The organism is Pseudoalteromonas rubra, from assembly GCF_005887095.1.
GTDB classification, from domain to species: Bacteria; Pseudomonadota; Gammaproteobacteria; order Enterobacterales; family Alteromonadaceae; genus Pseudoalteromonas; species Pseudoalteromonas rubra_E.
The window spans coordinates 43,269-57,478 of record NZ_PNCI01000007.1; the positions used below are offsets into that span (position 1 = coordinate 43,269).

The 14,210-nt window shown below is 48.3% G+C and carries 14 protein-coding genes; 11 read left to right on the forward strand and 3 right to left on the reverse strand.

The window, feature by feature from the left end; genetic code table 11:
- Positions 1 to 11: 11 nt before the first annotated feature.
- Positions 12 to 629, forward strand: a complete 618-nt coding sequence (locus CWB99_RS02725; RefSeq protein WP_054015030.1) for an FKBP-type peptidyl-prolyl cis-trans isomerase — start codon at positions 12 to 14, stop codon at positions 627 to 629.
- A 152-nt stretch (positions 630 to 781) separates the two neighbouring features.
- Complete coding sequence (locus CWB99_RS02730; protein ID WP_138552564.1) at positions 782 to 1,999, forward strand: glycoside hydrolase family 18 protein; 1,218 nt, start codon at positions 782 to 784, stop codon at positions 1,997 to 1,999.
- Positions 2,000 to 2,056: 57 nt separating this feature from the next.
- On the opposite strand, the gene asnS is transcribed toward CWB99_RS02730, so the two are convergent.
- Positions 2,057 to 3,454, reverse strand: coding sequence for an asparagine--tRNA ligase (gene asnS, locus CWB99_RS02735; RefSeq protein ID WP_054015032.1), 1,398 nt, complete (start codon positions 3,452 to 3,454; stop codon positions 2,057 to 2,059).
- A gap of 363 nt (positions 3,455 to 3,817) precedes the next feature.
- Here asnS and CWB99_RS02740 point away from each other — a divergent pair, with 363 nt between their 5' ends.
- Complete coding sequence (locus tag CWB99_RS02740; protein ID WP_046004386.1) at positions 3,818 to 4,252, forward strand: AAA family ATPase; 435 nt, start codon at positions 3,818 to 3,820, stop codon at positions 4,250 to 4,252.
- Positions 4,253 to 4,319: 67 nt separating this feature from the next.
- Here the strand turns inward: CWB99_RS02740 and CWB99_RS02745 are convergent, their stop codons facing one another.
- Together CWB99_RS02745 and bioA are read right to left on the reverse strand one after the other, a co-directional pair.
- Positions 4,320 to 5,657: a KamA family radical SAM protein gene (locus CWB99_RS02745; protein WP_125717577.1), complete on the reverse strand. Its 1,338-nt coding sequence runs from the start codon at positions 5,655 to 5,657 to the stop codon at positions 4,320 to 4,322.
- A 174-nt stretch (positions 5,658 to 5,831) separates the two neighbouring features.
- Positions 5,832 to 7,121 (reverse strand): adenosylmethionine--8-amino-7-oxononanoate transaminase, encoded by a 1,290-nt coding sequence (gene bioA, locus CWB99_RS02750; protein WP_138552563.1) that lies wholly within the window; start codon positions 7,119 to 7,121, stop codon positions 5,832 to 5,834.
- A 114-nt stretch (positions 7,122 to 7,235) separates the two neighbouring features.
- Here bioA and bioB point away from each other — a divergent pair, with 114 nt between their 5' ends.
- The 8 genes from bioB (at position 7,236) to CWB99_RS02790 (ending at position 14,093) form a co-directional block, all read left to right on the forward strand.
- Positions 7,236 to 8,279, forward strand: a complete 1,044-nt coding sequence (bioB, locus tag CWB99_RS02755; protein WP_138552562.1) for a biotin synthase BioB — start codon at positions 7,236 to 7,238, stop codon at positions 8,277 to 8,279.
- Entirely contained in the window at positions 8,280 to 9,413 is a 1,134-nt protein-coding gene (locus CWB99_RS02760; RefSeq protein WP_138552561.1) for an aminotransferase class I/II-fold pyridoxal phosphate-dependent enzyme, read from the forward strand.
- The gene (locus tag CWB99_RS02765; protein WP_138552560.1) at positions 9,410 to 10,165 is read left to right on the forward strand and encodes a methyltransferase domain-containing protein; all 756 of its coding nucleotides are present in this window, start codon (positions 9,410 to 9,412) and stop codon (positions 10,163 to 10,165) included. Before CWB99_RS02760 ends, CWB99_RS02765 begins: the two co-directional genes overlap by 4 nt.
- Entirely contained in the window at positions 10,162 to 10,857 is a 696-nt protein-coding gene (gene bioD, locus CWB99_RS02770; RefSeq protein WP_171045241.1) for a dethiobiotin synthase, read from the forward strand. Before CWB99_RS02765 ends, bioD begins: the two co-directional genes overlap by 4 nt.
- The gene (locus CWB99_RS02775) at positions 10,854 to 11,309 is read left to right on the forward strand and encodes a hypothetical protein (protein WP_138552558.1); all 456 of its coding nucleotides are present in this window, start codon (positions 10,854 to 10,856) and stop codon (positions 11,307 to 11,309) included. Before bioD ends, CWB99_RS02775 begins: the two co-directional genes overlap by 4 nt.
- The gene (locus CWB99_RS02780) at positions 11,293 to 11,538 is read left to right on the forward strand and encodes a Rho-binding antiterminator (protein ID WP_138552557.1); all 246 of its coding nucleotides are present in this window, start codon (positions 11,293 to 11,295) and stop codon (positions 11,536 to 11,538) included. Before CWB99_RS02775 ends, CWB99_RS02780 begins: the two co-directional genes overlap by 17 nt.
- A gap of 178 nt (positions 11,539 to 11,716) precedes the next feature.
- On the forward strand, positions 11,717 to 13,705 hold the full coding sequence (locus CWB99_RS02785; protein WP_138552556.1) for a methyl-accepting chemotaxis protein: 1,989 nt from the start codon (positions 11,717 to 11,719) through the stop codon (positions 13,703 to 13,705).
- Between the two features lie 52 nt (positions 13,706 to 13,757).
- A complete protein-coding gene (locus CWB99_RS02790; RefSeq protein WP_138552555.1) occupies positions 13,758 to 14,093 on the forward strand; it encodes a 2OG-Fe(II) oxygenase in 336 nt (111 codons plus the stop codon).
- The last annotated feature ends 117 nt before the right edge of the window (positions 14,094 to 14,210 follow it).

Genomic DNA, 14,210 nt, shown 5'->3' on the forward strand with positions numbered 1-14,210 from the left:
GTGGATCTAATATGTCAGATTTATTCAACACAGATGCTGAAAAGGCAAGTTATGGTATTGGTTTGCAAATGGGTGAGCAGCTTAAGTCTAACCCGTTTGAAGGTTTGAACCTGAACTCGGTATTTGAAGGTATGAAAGATGCCTACGCCGGTGAAGCATTCCGTGTCGAGATCCCTGAGATCCAGGCTGCATTCGAAAAAATCAATGCAGAAATTCAACAGCGTCGTGAAGAAGAAGCTAAAGTACTTGCTGCTGAAGGCACTGCATTCCTGGAAGAAAATGCCAAGCGCGCTGAAATCACAGTCACTGAGTCTGGTCTGCAGTACGAAGTAATTGAAACAGGTGAAGGCGACAAGCCGGCAGCTGATTCAACTGTTCGTGTTCATTACCACGGTACTCTGATCAACGGTAACGTATTCGACAGCTCTTACGAGCGTGGTCAGCCTGCTGAGTTCCCAGTAAATGGCGTAATCAAAGGCTGGACTGAAGCACTACAGCTAATGCCTGTTGGCTCTAAATGGCGTCTGTATGTACCACACGACCTTGCCTACGGCGAGCGTGGTGCCGGTGCATCAATCGCACCTTTCTCTACATTGATCTTCGATGTTGAGCTGTTAGAAGTACTATAATCTAACGCCAGAGGCCGTTTAATGTAAGCGGCCTTTATTTTTACCCCTTCAGTGCTTCGCTAATCTTTTCCATTATTATAAATCTTCAATTTTAAATTTTTTGTTAACGTGATATTTGTTGTGTTTAATATTTATACAACATGGAGCGCGTTATGTTTAAGAAAACCTGTCTTACTTTAGCTGTGGCTATATCCGGCCTGTCAATGCAGTCTGCATGGGCACAAGAGGCTTTCTGTCCACGAGTTGAAGGCTTTTATTCTACCTGGGATTACCCTGCGGGTGGTCAACTGGATGTTCAGGACCTGGCTACCGATAAGCTCACCCATATTATAGTGGCATTTGCCTATCCCAATGCCGATGGCACGCTGAATACACTTGAAGCTGATCGCTATATCGATGACATAGTGGCACACGCCCATGCCAACAATACCGGTGTCATGATTTCAGTGGGCGGAGCCGGAGTCGACTTTCTGTCTATGGATGAGCAGGCTCGGGCTAACCTGGTAAAGAATCTGGTTGCTTATGCTGAGTTACACAAGTTAGATGGTATCGATGTCGACTGGGAAGACTGGAGTACATACAACCAGCCAAACCCAGTCGAGAGTGGTTATCTGCTGGACCTGGTCAAAGACTTGAGAGCGGCATTACCTGCGCACCTGGAGGTCAGTGTAGATGTTCAGGCCGGTGGCTGGTCCGGAATTAACTTTCATCCCGACTTAGATGAGCATGCCGATTACATACGCTTCATGGCTTATGACTATACCGGAGGGTGGGGAGGCTCACCTAAAAACCATCATGCTGCCTGGTCTTATATCCATGATGGCCTGGTTAATCCTGCACAATGGAGCCAAAGCATGATCACCAAGTATGACGTGAGCAAAACCAGCTTAGGTATTCCTTTTTACAATAAGTCCTTCCCGGACGGTGTGAGTGGCCCTGTCATGACCTATACGGCACGAGACATTGTCGAAACCTTCGTTGACGGACTCGGCGTAGATTATAATGCTGGATTCTATGAGCTGGATAACTACCTGCATTTTTGGGAGACGCCGGAGCTGGTACGTACCAAGTCACAGTTTGTTGCCGACAATGGCTATCCGGGCATTTTTATCTGGGAGTTGCATCAGGACGCGCGCGGTGAGAATAAGCTCCTGGATGCCATTGGGGAAGTTTTACCTAAATGCCAGCCATGTGCAGAGTCCTGGCAAGCTTACCCGAGTGTGTATCACACAGGAGATGTCGTGAGCTTTGCAGGAAAAAACTGGCGGATAAATGGGGGACCTTTGCATGGGGTTGCGCCTATGACCGAAGGACATGCGCACAGGTACAGCGAGTTGGGCGCGTGCCAGAATTATGTTGCAGCGCAATAAATAAGTCCAACAGGCATAAAAAAAGCCCCAAGCGGGGCTTTTTAAAACTAAATAAGATTAGTAAGTTGCACTACCTTTGGTGCGCGGGAAGGCGATAACGTCACGGACGTTGCCCATACCGGTTACGTAAGCAACTAAGCGCTCAAAGCCCAGACCGAAGCCTGAGTGCGGCACCGTGCCGTATTTACGCAGGTCGCGGTACCAGCTGTAGTCTTCTTTATCCAGACCCATTTCTTCCAGACGCTTATCAAGCACATCCAGACGCTCTTCACGCTGAGAGCCACCGATGATTTCACCGATGCCCGGTGCAACAACGTCCATTGCGGCAACGGTTTTACCGTCTTCGTTCTGGCGCATGTAGAAAGCTTTGATGTCACGCGGGTAGTTTTTGATAACAACCGGCGCATTAAAGTGCTCTTCTGCCAGGTAACGCTCGTGCTCTGATTGTAGGTCTACGCCCCAGTCAACCGGGAATTCAAACTTCTTACCACAGTTTTTCAGGATCTCGATCGCATCGGTGTAATCAACTTGTGCAAAGTCTTTGTCGATAAAGGATTCCAGACGCGTGATTGCCTGTTTTTCGATGCGTTGTGCGAAGAACTCCATGTCGTCACGGCGCTCTTCCAATACAGCTTTAAAGGCATATTTCAGCATGTCTTCGGCAAGGGCCGCAATGTCGTCCAGATCGGCAAACGCTACTTCCGGCTCAACCATCCAGAATTCCGCCAGGTGACGCGAGGTATTCGAGTTTTCCGCGCGGAATGTTGGACCAAACGTATAGATTTTTGACATGGCGCTGGCATACGTTTCGCCGTTCAGCTGACCAGATACGGTCAGGAAAGCTTCTTTACCAAAAAAGTCTTCGCTGTAATCAATGTCGCCCTTGTCTGTGCGTGGCAGGTTTTGCATATCCAGTGTAGAAACACGGAACATTTCGCCCGCACCTTCACAGTCACTTGCTGTGATGATAGGGGTGCTGATCCACATGTAGCCTCTTTCGTGGAAGAAACGGTGGATAGCTTGCGACAAACAGTTACGAACGCGAGTAACCGCGCCAATAACGTTGGTGCGTGGACGCAGGTGAGCATGCTCACGCAGATATTCAATGCTGTGACGCTTTGCTGCCATCGGGTAGGTATCCGGATTCTCAACCCAGCCCAGTACTTCTACTTTGTTAGCCTGAATTTCAAAAGCCTGGCCCTGACCTTCAGAGGCCACCAGAACACCGGTCACGGCCACAGAGCAGCCAGCGGTAAGACGAGTCACTTCTTCATAATTATTAAGCGAATTAGGGACTACGGCTTGAATAGGATCGAAACAAGAACCGTCATGGACGGCTAGGAATGAAATACCCGCTTTTGAATCGCGTCGTGTACGGATCCAGCCTTTTACAGTAACCTGGCTGTCTACCGCAACGGTGCCTGCTAGTAGCTCCGTTATCGCTGTGTGGCTCATCTTTACTCCAAAATGATTATTTATAATTAGTCTGTTGCGTGTGTTGTTTAACTCACTGCCATGACCACGCTTTTTGCGCAGTCAGCTATGTCGTATCTTACCTGCGATGGACATATAAAAAAACCACCAAATGAGGGTCTGAGGTAATTTCTTAAGGCTTTTTTCCCTTATTTAGGGGGCGCAGGCAAAAGAACGAACGATATTTGCTCACCCCGGAGCTATTTATTATGAAAAGTGTGCCGTCGTTTGCTGATTACCAAGTAAAAACTGCGTGCCATTTGCCTGATGAATTACTTAAATGCAAAATTTATGGCATTATATCCGCCTACTACTAAGAAAAACTGGATATAAGTCGTTCAATAGATGAAACAGGCATTTATATTACGGGGATTACCTGGCTCTGGGAAAACACATTACGCTTACGCACTGGCAGACGAGCTGGTAGCAGGCGATGAAACGCAATTTATCATTTGTTCTACCGATGATTACTTTCATAATGAGCAGGGCGAATATCATTTTGAAAAGTTCAGGCTGCCGGAATACCATAATCTGAACCTGGCGCGCTTTATCAATGCGCTGGCTGAGGGGATCCCGCTGGTGATAGCTGATAACACCAATATCAAACGCTGGGAGTTTGTTGCTTACACCAGTGCAGCACAGGCGATGGGATATCAGGTCAAAGAAGTGATAGTCGGCGAAGTGAAAGATAAGTCAATGCAGCACCTATATGCCAAACGTAACACTCATGGTGTGGCACTGAGAACCATCAGTAAAATGGCCTATATGTTTGAGTGGTAGTTGCAATAAGCGATTATCAGAAAAGAAAAAGCCGACAATGTTGTCGGCTTTCTTGTAACTTGAACCCTTACATGGCTTCGTATTCGTCCTGCCAGAAGAATTTTTCCTCGCCAAATGCCGGCTTAAGGCCATCCAGCCAGGTTGCCTCTTCATCATATTTAGCAAAGAAAGGTCTTTGCACCCAATCCGGGTTACGAGCCTGAATAAAGCGCAATACAAACACTTTTTCGCCGTTGATTTCTGTCACACCAGAGACTTCAACTTTACCCGGTCCGGCACTCATCGAAGGTCCACGCACTGTGCGGCTTACACCCGATACCTCTTTATAGGCGTCACGGAAGATTTCCCAGGTCTTGTAAAGCGGCAATTCAAAGTAACGCTTAGCACCGGTATCACGCTCAATGAACATGTAATAAGGGATCATGCCCATTTGTGTTTGCTCTTTCCACATCTCAGACCACATTTTAGGGTCGGTGTTGAGGTGGTTAAGTAAAGGAGCCTGAGTACGGATCTGTACACCAGTCTTGCGTAGCAATTTAATCGCTTCTTTGGCAATGTCGGTGCGTAGCTCTTGCTTGTGATTAACGTGCGCCATAATAGACACGTGCTTACCAGCGTCGACCAGCTCTTTAAGCAGGGCTAACAAGTCTTGCGCATCCGGATCGGTCACATAACGGAATGGCCAGAAAGTCAGAGACTTAGTACCAATACGAATAGTACGAATATGATCAAAGCGTGGCTCTTTCAGCGCTTCCAGGTACTTACGTAGCTTAACGGTACGCATAACCATAGGGTCACCGCCTGTCATAAGCAGATCGGTCACTTCTGTGTGCTCTTCCAGATAGCTGTGTAGTAGATCTTCGTCGTTGTTGTTAAAGCGGGTTGCTTTACCAACGAACTGCGCCCAGCGGAAACAGAAAGTACAGTAAGAGTGGCAGTACTGGCCCTGTGCCGGGAAGAACAGCACGGTTTCTTTGTATTTGTGCTGAATACCTTCAACGCGCTCACCGTCAAAGGTGGGGACGTTTTTATCCATCTGACCGGCTGGATGCGGATTAAGCTTTTGTCTTAACTTAGTTGATAGCTCAAAAACTTCTTCTGGTGTGTGCTCACGCTTAAGCAGTGCGGCCATTTCTTCGTACGACTCGTCGTCCAGCATGCCACGCTGAGGGAAAGTAAGCTGAAAAACAGGATCGTTAGGTACTTTGTCCCAGTCAATCAGTTCATCAATAACATAGTTGTTCACGCGGAAAGGGAAAACGTTTGCAACCACCTTCATCTGGAAGCGCAGGTGCTCAGGCAGTTTTTCAAGTTGCTCAATTTTATCAATCTGACGGTGTTGATAAACAGTAAAGCGCGGTGGCTGATAAGCTTCAGCTGGCTGCAATTTGACGGTTTGTTGCATAGTTACTCGATTCTCAACTCTATTTCGAAATTTACAATCAAAGTCGCCTAGTCTAACAAAGCCATGAAATGATTTCAGGTACAAACGATGAAATATCTTAAATAATTGCAAAATTGGCAAAAAAAGTGCCAATTTTGCTTTTATTATCGCACTTTTTAGCTGTGCTGAGGAAAGCTAGTACGCGTTCTGTGCGATGGCGTCATAAATCCCATCAGCCAGTTGCGCGATATCTTCATCCGGTGTGATATACGGAGGCATCAGATAGATCAGCCTGCCAAACGGGCGGATCCACAAGCCTTTTTCAATAAAAAAGCGCTGTATTTTTGCTACATCTATGGTGCGGTTTACTTCAACCACCCCGATTGCCCCCAGCACTCTGACATCCTGCACCGCATCGAGGCTTTTACAGCGCTCGAGCAACGTTAAACTATTCGCCAGCCGTTGGACCTGTTGTTGCCAGGCATTCGTTTGCAACAGGCTTAGGCTTGCATTTGCAGCAGCACAGGCCAACGGATTACCCATAAAAGTGGGGCCGTGCATTAGTACTTTGGCTTCGCCTTGACTGATCCCAATGGCTATCTCATCTGTGGTGAGCGTTGCCGACAGTGTCATGGTGCCACCGGTCAGGGCTTTACCCAGGCACAGAATATCCGGGCTAATGTCGGCGTGCTCGCAGGCAAATAATTTTCCGGTACGGCCAAAGCCGGTCGCTATCTCATCGAGGATCAGCAAAACATCATATTGGTCGCACAGTGTGCGGAGCTTTTTCAGGTAATCCGGGTGATAGAAGTTCATCCCGCCGGCGTTTTGTACAATAGGCTCAATGATAAACGCGGCAACCTCCTGATGATGGGCTGCAAATGACGCTTCAAGTTGCGCAAGCTCTTCTTCACATGCCTGTTCATGGAAGCGCCCGGAGGGTGCCGGCACAAAAATATGCTCCGGCAGAAAGCCCTGATACATGCTGTGCATAGAATTTACCGGATCGCACACACTCATGGCGGCAAAGGTGTCGCCATGATAGCCTTTTTGCGCTGTCATTAGTTTAGTTTTGCGTGTATGGCCCTGGCTCAGCCAGTACTGCAGAGCCATTTTAATCGCCACCTCAACACTGACCGATCCGCTGTCTGCCAGAAACACTTTATTGAGGGGAGCCGGGGTCATGGCAACCAACTTTTTACACAACTCAACCGCCGGGGCATGGGTCAGTCCGCCAAACATTACATGGCTCATCTTGCCTGCTTGCTCAGTAATTGCAGTTACGATATCGGGGTGGTTATAGCCATGAATGGCGCTCCACCAGGATGCCATACCATCAATTAATTCTTCGCCTGTTTCCAGGTGGATACGGTTGCCCTGGGTATGGCTAGCCGGGTAAACGGGCAGGGGATCCAGCATGGAGGTATAGGGGTGCCAGATATGCGCTTTATCAAAGGCTAAATCAGTTGTGTTATTATTGCTCACTTGTAAACCTTTCTTAAGTGGTCCGTGTTGACAATGGTAAAGCAAGAAGTAGACTAAGCCAATCACCGTCATAACAACTGACCAAAAAATGTCAGTCAAAAGAAGAGAATAATTATGGAATTGGGCACAGTACGTCACGATTGGACGCATAAAGAAGTTAAAGCACTATTTGAAATGCCATTCAATGATCTGTTGTTTCATGCTGCGAGCATTCACAGAAAAAACTTTAATCCCAATGAAGTACAGATCTCTACACTCTTATCTATTAAAACCGGTGCGTGTCCGGAAGACTGTAAATACTGCCCTCAGTCGGGTCATTATAAAACTGACCTGGAGCGTGAACGTCTGATGGAAGTAGAAAAAGTGGTAGCTCAGGCCAAGGTGGCCAAAGAAAAGGGCGCAACACGTTTTTGTATGGGGGCTGCCTGGTCTGATCCGAAAGATCGCGATATGCCTTATATCGAGAAAATGGTGCGCGAAGTCAGAGAGCTGGGTCTGGAGACCTGTATGACGCTGGGTAAGCTTGATAATGATAAAGCACACGCGCTCAGAGAAGCAGGCTTGGATTACTACAACCACAATCTGGATACATCGCCTGAGTACTACGAGCAGATCATTACCACGCGGACTTATCAGGATCGTCTGGATACACTTGATCATGTACGTGACGCGGGTATGAAAGTCTGTTCCGGTGGTATTGTTGGTATGGGTGAGCAAGCTTCTGACCGTTATGGTCTGCTGATGCAGCTGGCTAACTTGCCAAAACAACCAGAAAGTGTGCCAATTAACATGCTGGTTAAAGTAGCGGGCACACCACTTGAAGACGCAGAAGATCTGGACCATTTTGAGTTTATTCGCACCATTGCCGTTGCACGTATTATGATGCCTTACAGTTATGTGCGTTTATCAGCGGGCCGTACTGCGATGAACGAGCAGATGCAGTCGATGTGCTTCTTTGCCGGTGCAAACTCGATTTTCTACGGTGACAAGCTATTAACCACAGAAAACCCGGAAGCCGACGCAGACATGAACCTGCTAAGAAAACTCGGTATGCAGCCGGAGAAGCGTCAGGATTACTCAGACGAAGCCTATGAAGCGTCTCTGAATTCTGCCATTGCAGACAAAGCCACTTCTGAACTGTTCTACGAAGCCAACTAAATGGCCTTTGAGTTCATCGATGCGGCTCTGAGTAGCAGAGCTGCTGCCTCTTTGCTGCGCCATCGTCAGTGCATTGACAGGGTCTCTGCCCGTGAAATTGAAGTGGGTGGTAAGCGTTACCTCAACTTTGCCAGTAACGATTATCTGGCACTGGCCGACCAAACACTGAACCTGACAGGCCAACCAGGTAGTCGCAGCTCAGCGCTGGTGACCGGGTTTCAGTCAGTACATGCGGCGTTTGAATCACAGTTGTGCGAAGCTTTTGGTTACGAAAGCGCATTACTTTTTGCAAGTGGCTTTGCAGCTAATACCAGTGTACTTCAGGCACTATTTAACGACCCGGCGGTTGGGCGCGAGTCAGAGCTGTTTCAGGATAAACTCAACCACGCAAGCCTGCTCGATGGTGCGTTGCATAGTCAGGCCAAGCTGACCCGATTCAACCACAACGATGTGGGGCATTTGCGTGCCCGGCTCGAAAAATCCAAAGCAAAACATAAACTGATTGTGACGGAAGGCGTGTTCTCGATGGACGGGGACTGTGCGCCTTTAGCTGATATTGCGCAGCTTGCAAAAACCCATAACGCCTGGCTGATGGTCGATGACGCCCACGCGCTCGGCGTGGTGGGCGACAACGGGCTGGGCAGTGTTGAACGTGGCGTAAAACCAGAGCTTTTGGTGATCACCTTTGGCAAAGCCATGGCCTGTCAGGGGGCCGCAGTGTTATGCAGTGAACGGGTTCAGCAGTATCTGCTCCAGTTTAGCCGCGAATACATTTACTCCACCGCCATGTCGCCCATGCTGACCGACATCGCCCTCAGCCAGTTTGCTCAGTTACGCGGTGCAGTGTCACAAAGAGCGGCATTAAAAAACAACATTGCCTATTTTTCGCAATCCGCTGCGCAATTAGGCATTGCAGTGATGCCCTCAGACACCGCCATTCAGCCTATTGTACTGGGCTCAGCAGACAATGCTCTGGCGGCGCAACAGCAGCTCAAGGAGCGGGGCATTTGGCTTACTGCTATTCGTCCACCCACGGTGCCACAAAACGCAGCCCGGCTGCGAGTGACGCTGACTGCAGCGCATACAACACAAGATATAGATGCGTTACTTAATGCACTTAAGGAGGCGATATGAGAGCGTCTGTTAAAGCGCAGGTCGCTTCACGTTTTTCTCGCGCGTCTCAGGTTTATGTACAGCATGCCAATGTCCAGCAACAAGCCGCGGAGATCCTGCTCAGGAAAATTACCCAACCCAGTACAACCTTGTTAGACCTGGGCGCCGGTCCTATGCAACACTATGACGCGCTAAGTGCGCGCTGCGCCCAGCTGGTGGCGCTGGACCTCAGTGCTGGTATGTTGGAGCAGGGGCCACAAGGGGCATTTAAAGTCTGCGCGGATATGGACAACTTGCCGCTGGCAGATAACTGTGTAGATGCCATTTTTAGCAACTTTGCTATGCAATGGAGTCAGGATCATCCGGCTTTGTTTAAGGCGCTGAATCGAATATTAAAACCCGGCGGTAAAGCCTATCTGAGTGTAGTTGCCGACGGTTCACTGCGCGAAATACAGCAGGCCTGGCAGAATGTAGATGCACACTGTCATGTTAATCGTTTTACACCCTTCGATAGTTTGCTAGCCTATGCTGAAGAGGCCGGGTTCGCGCTCGATGATGCCCAGTTTATGTGCCTTAAAGAAACCTTTGCAACTGCGCAGGCAGCTTTTAAATCTGTGAAAGCCATCGGTGCTAACCAGTTGCAACATGAAGGCCAGCGCCGAGGCTTGCTGGGCAAGACACAATATCGTAAATTACTGGCAGGATATCCACTTACCAATGGCCGTGCCCAGTTAAGTTATCAGGTTGCGTTTATGGAGCTGACTAAATTATGAGTGCATTTTTTATCACCGGCACAGACACCGAAGTGGGCAAGACCCATGTCTCTTCTTTGCTGCTAAAACTATTGGCCCAGCGGGGAAAAAAAGCAGTGGGCTTTAAACCATTGGCGGCAGGTGCCGAAGAAGCCTTTGGCCAGCTGGTTAATGAAGATGCACTAAGCCTGATGGAAGCGGCGTCAGTGCACGGTAAATACGAGCAGATCAATCCGTTTTGCTTTGAACCGCCCATTGCACCACATATCGCTGCCCAGCGTGCAGGTGTGACTATTAGCTGTGAAGCCTTAAGTGAAAAGTATCAGGAGCTAGGCAGCTTAGGTGCTGAATATACGCTGGTGGAAGGCGCCGGTGGCTGGGCATTGCCGATCAACGACACTCAGTTTTTGTATGACTGGATAAAGCAAGAAGAATTGCCCGTGATCCTGGTGGTGGGTATGAAGCTTGGCTGTCTGAACCATGCGTTTTTGACCGAGCAGGCAATAGCCGCTGCAGGGCTAAACTGTGTTGGTTGGGTGGCCAATCAGGTAGACCCCGAGATGCAGGAATACGATGCCAATCTGGAGACCTTAAAACAACGGTTAAAAGCCCCCTTGCTTGCTGTCGCACCATACAGCGAAGGCACACCCAAACTGCAGATCCACAGTGCATTGCTTGATTTACTGGGTCTTCAGCACAGCGCCAAAGCATGACCCGAGTGCGTCGTCAGCACCGTAGCGATAACTCAGTATTGTCTGTACTGAGCTATGCAAGCCTGAGTTTGGCATTCCTGCTATTGCTGTTCGTTACTCCGCGACAGTCGTTAACTCAGGCGCTTTCTGTTGTCAAAGGAAAACCAATCAACCATTGCGACTATGGTTGTGCCCACGACAGAGCGATTAAAGTAAAATTGCTGGCGAGTGGCCATCTATACTTTATGTATGAGAAGGTCAGTTACCCTCTGAATGAGATCCGCGAGCTCGGTAAGCTAGTAGATAAGTTGCGCATCGAGAACCCTACGGAAAGTGTTTGGTTGTACATATCGCCAGACGCGTCAGTTGAAGATGTCATTACGGCGTCAAACTTGTTCAGACAGCACTCTGTGAACCAGATCGTCATGGGCACACTTGGAACAGGAGAATCAGCGTATGATCAGTTGCAGTGATTACGATTACTTTGAAATTGTCTGCATGTTTCACTACCCGATTACACTGAGTCTGCAAAATGGCGAGGAGCTCACGGGCGTTGCCGTGGACTTATGCCGCGATGAGCAAAAGAATGAGTGTATTCAATTAAATGTTGATGGCACCCTCCGGTATCAGCAGCTGACCCAGATCGCTAAGTTGACCATTAATGTGCGCAATCCACATTTTGGCGAAAAACAATTTAGCTGACTGTTTGATAAGCGTGCCGGGCAGCCACTGGGAGTTGCCCGGCACGCTGAGATCACCCAACTAAGGTCGCAGCGCAGTTATTGTTGATTTTGCAGATTTTTGACTATCTTTAGTATCAATAAGGATAGCCAGTCATGGTGTATCAGATTGGCGTCATTAAGTGATCACCGGAGAAATCATGAATCTGCTAAAGCGCTTTTCTATCATACAACTATCCATTATCTGCTCTACCGCTTTACTTATTTTCATTCTTATTCTGCTTAGCAAAGTGGTTTTTCAGTACTGGCAGGATATTGAGGCCACCAAAAAAGACATTGCCTACATAGGCTTGTTGGATGCGATGGAAAAAGTGGCACATCATCATGCTGTGGAGCGGGGCTTAACGGCGGGCTTTTTGGGTAACCCGAATGGACAAACCCGCCAGGCCGTTGCCGCACAGAGAATAAAAGCCGATGCCTCGGTTGCTGCACTGGAAGACTTATATCGCGGAGCATTTAAAGAAGATAAAATGGTGCAACAATGGTTGCCAAACTTATTCAGCTTACTGCGAGAAAAAGATGCACTACGCCGTGAGGTGGATCAGCAACTGGGTAAGAATGCCTTCAATTACTACAGTCATGTCAATCAGCTTACATTGAGTACGGCAATGCGGATGCAGGCCTACGTGACTAACCGGGAGTTGGCATCTAATTTGTCTATTGCTTTGCTCATGGCGCAGAGTAAAGAGCGCAAAGGGCAGTTGCGGGGTAAGGTAAATGGCGCGCTGGCCAGGCAATCTGTCGATGAAGCCACAAAGCGCGACCTTGCCTATTATCAGCTGCAACTGACGTTACTTAAAGAGCAGCTAGAAACCGCCCTTAATGATGACACACTGAACACCTACAAGCAGATCATGTCAGACAATCGCGCACAAACTCTGGACCGGGTTATTACGACGGTCTCTACTGCCGATAATATTGATTTTTCGCAACTGCCAGACAGCAGCCAGTGGTTTGCTCAGGCAACCGGGCAAATTCAGGATGTAAAAGCCTTGCTCGATAAACAATGGGAGCACACACGTATTATCAGTGAAGCGTATCAGGCCGATCTTATCGAGCAAATGATCTGGCTATTCGTGTTATTTTTGATCTCTATGCTATTTATCACAGTCATTAATATCCATTTATTTACTTCATTGCGGGACGAGCTGAACGAGCTGACAGGCATTTTGACCAAAGTGGCCAATAATGGTGACCTGACGCTGGATGTGAGATTAAAAACCAGTGACGAGCTGGGTAAAATTTCGGAGTCTATCCATAGCACTGTGTATGCTTTTAAGGACCTGCTAGTGGGGCTTTCTAAGTCTATTAATGTGGGCACAAAGCTGGGTAATAAGATGGAAAAAGCGGCCGGTCATGTCACCGAAGATGCGCAGCGCACCCAGAGCCTGGCAACAAATATTGCCGCGGCGATAGAGCAAATGGCCGCAACCAGCGAAGACATCGCCAAAGCGGCCTCAGATACGCTGACAGCCAGTGATCAGCTTAATGACGAATCTAAAAAGTTGCTGGAGGACAATCAGCGCAACCTGGATGCCATGAATGTGTTATCGCAAAACATGGAGCAGGTAAACGAAATGGCACTCAATATGGAGCAGCAGGTTGAAGAGATTAACACCATACTGGACTCAATTCGCAGCGTAGCTGATCAAACCAACTTGCTTGCCCTGAATGCAGCCATTGAAGCGGCCAGAGCGGGCGAACATGGCCGGGGCTTTGCTGTCGTTGCCGATGAAGTCAGAGGGCTTGCCAACAACAGTAAGGGGTCGTCGGAGCAGATCTCTACATTACTCAGCAATCTGAATGACATCAGTCGCAATGTGGTCAATGCCATTAAGGAAAACACTGGCCTGGCGAGTAGTATTATGAGTGAGGTAGAACAAACTCGCCAGGTTTCTATGCAGGTGAGCGATCACAGTAATCACGTAGAGCAACTGACTACCTCCGTGGCCACGGCGGCGCAGCAGCAGTCTGTGGTTGCACAAGACATCTCCAGTAATACCACCGCGGTATTAGATGCGGCAAATGAAGAACTTAAAACCTCTCAGGCACTGAAAAAACTCTTTGATGACATGAAACTAAACAGTGATACACTGCAACGCACGATGGACAATTTTAAAATCGACTAAAGGCGCAGTTTCAACAAGACGATCTCTGCGCAGGCGTTTAGAGAGTGCAGGTATGTTGAATAAGTTATGGCGCTGGGAAGCGGGAAGGCAAGACTCGGGGTACGATAAAATGCTGTTATGCGGTGCAATCTGGCCCATTAAATTCGACTGCTACCTGATCCACTTCCCGGTTGGCAGTGAAATTAAACAGCATGTGGATCAGGTCGACTCTGGCAAACATTATCGGCTCAATATTATCCTCAAACACGCCAAACAAGGTGGAGAGTTTATCTGCCAAAATACCCTTGTTAACTGGACAAGGGTTAAACTGTTCAGACCCGACATAGAAGCCCATGCCGTGACTAAAGTTACGCAAGGCAGCCGCTATGTGTTAAGTGTGGGTGGGTGAGAGAATAAATAGTCATCATACTCTTAAGTCAGCCGCTAGCCTGATATACAGATCAATCTAAATCGCCAAAAGCAAAGAACAATTTTTATTTAGCCTAGAAGCGCTCAAATCGTGAAA

What these genes read in the sequence shown, in the direction of transcription:
- CWB99_RS02740 (WP_046004386.1), top strand. Translation starts at nt 3,818, where the DNA reads ATGAAACAGGCATTTATATTACGGGGATTACCTGGCTCTGGGAAAACA.
- bioD (WP_171045241.1), top strand. Translation starts at nt 10,162, where the DNA reads ATGAGTGCATTTTTTATCACCGGCACAGACACCGAAGTGGGCAAGACC.
- asnS (WP_054015032.1), bottom strand. Translation starts at nt 3,454, where the DNA reads ATGAGCCACACAGCGATAACGGAGCTACTAGCAGGCACCGTTGCGGTA.
- CWB99_RS02775 (WP_138552558.1), top strand. Translation starts at nt 10,854, where the DNA reads ATGACCCGAGTGCGTCGTCAGCACCGTAGCGATAACTCAGTATTGTCT.
- CWB99_RS02745 (WP_125717577.1), bottom strand. Translation starts at nt 5,657, where the DNA reads ATGCAACAAACCGTCAAATTGCAGCCAGCTGAAGCTTATCAGCCACCG.
- CWB99_RS02760 (WP_138552561.1), top strand. Translation starts at nt 8,280, where the DNA reads ATGGCCTTTGAGTTCATCGATGCGGCTCTGAGTAGCAGAGCTGCTGCC.
- CWB99_RS02790 (WP_138552555.1), top strand. Translation starts at nt 13,758, where the DNA reads ATGTTGAATAAGTTATGGCGCTGGGAAGCGGGAAGGCAAGACTCGGGG.
- bioB (WP_138552562.1), top strand. Translation starts at nt 7,236, where the DNA reads ATGGAATTGGGCACAGTACGTCACGATTGGACGCATAAAGAAGTTAAA.
- CWB99_RS02785 (WP_138552556.1), top strand. Translation starts at nt 11,717, where the DNA reads ATGAATCTGCTAAAGCGCTTTTCTATCATACAACTATCCATTATCTGC.
- CWB99_RS02725 (WP_054015030.1), top strand. Translation starts at nt 12, where the DNA reads ATGTCAGATTTATTCAACACAGATGCTGAAAAGGCAAGTTATGGTATT.
- CWB99_RS02730 (WP_138552564.1), top strand. Translation starts at nt 782, where the DNA reads ATGTTTAAGAAAACCTGTCTTACTTTAGCTGTGGCTATATCCGGCCTG.
- CWB99_RS02780 (WP_138552557.1), top strand. Translation starts at nt 11,293, where the DNA reads ATGATCAGTTGCAGTGATTACGATTACTTTGAAATTGTCTGCATGTTT.
- CWB99_RS02765 (WP_138552560.1), top strand. Translation starts at nt 9,410, where the DNA reads ATGAGAGCGTCTGTTAAAGCGCAGGTCGCTTCACGTTTTTCTCGCGCG.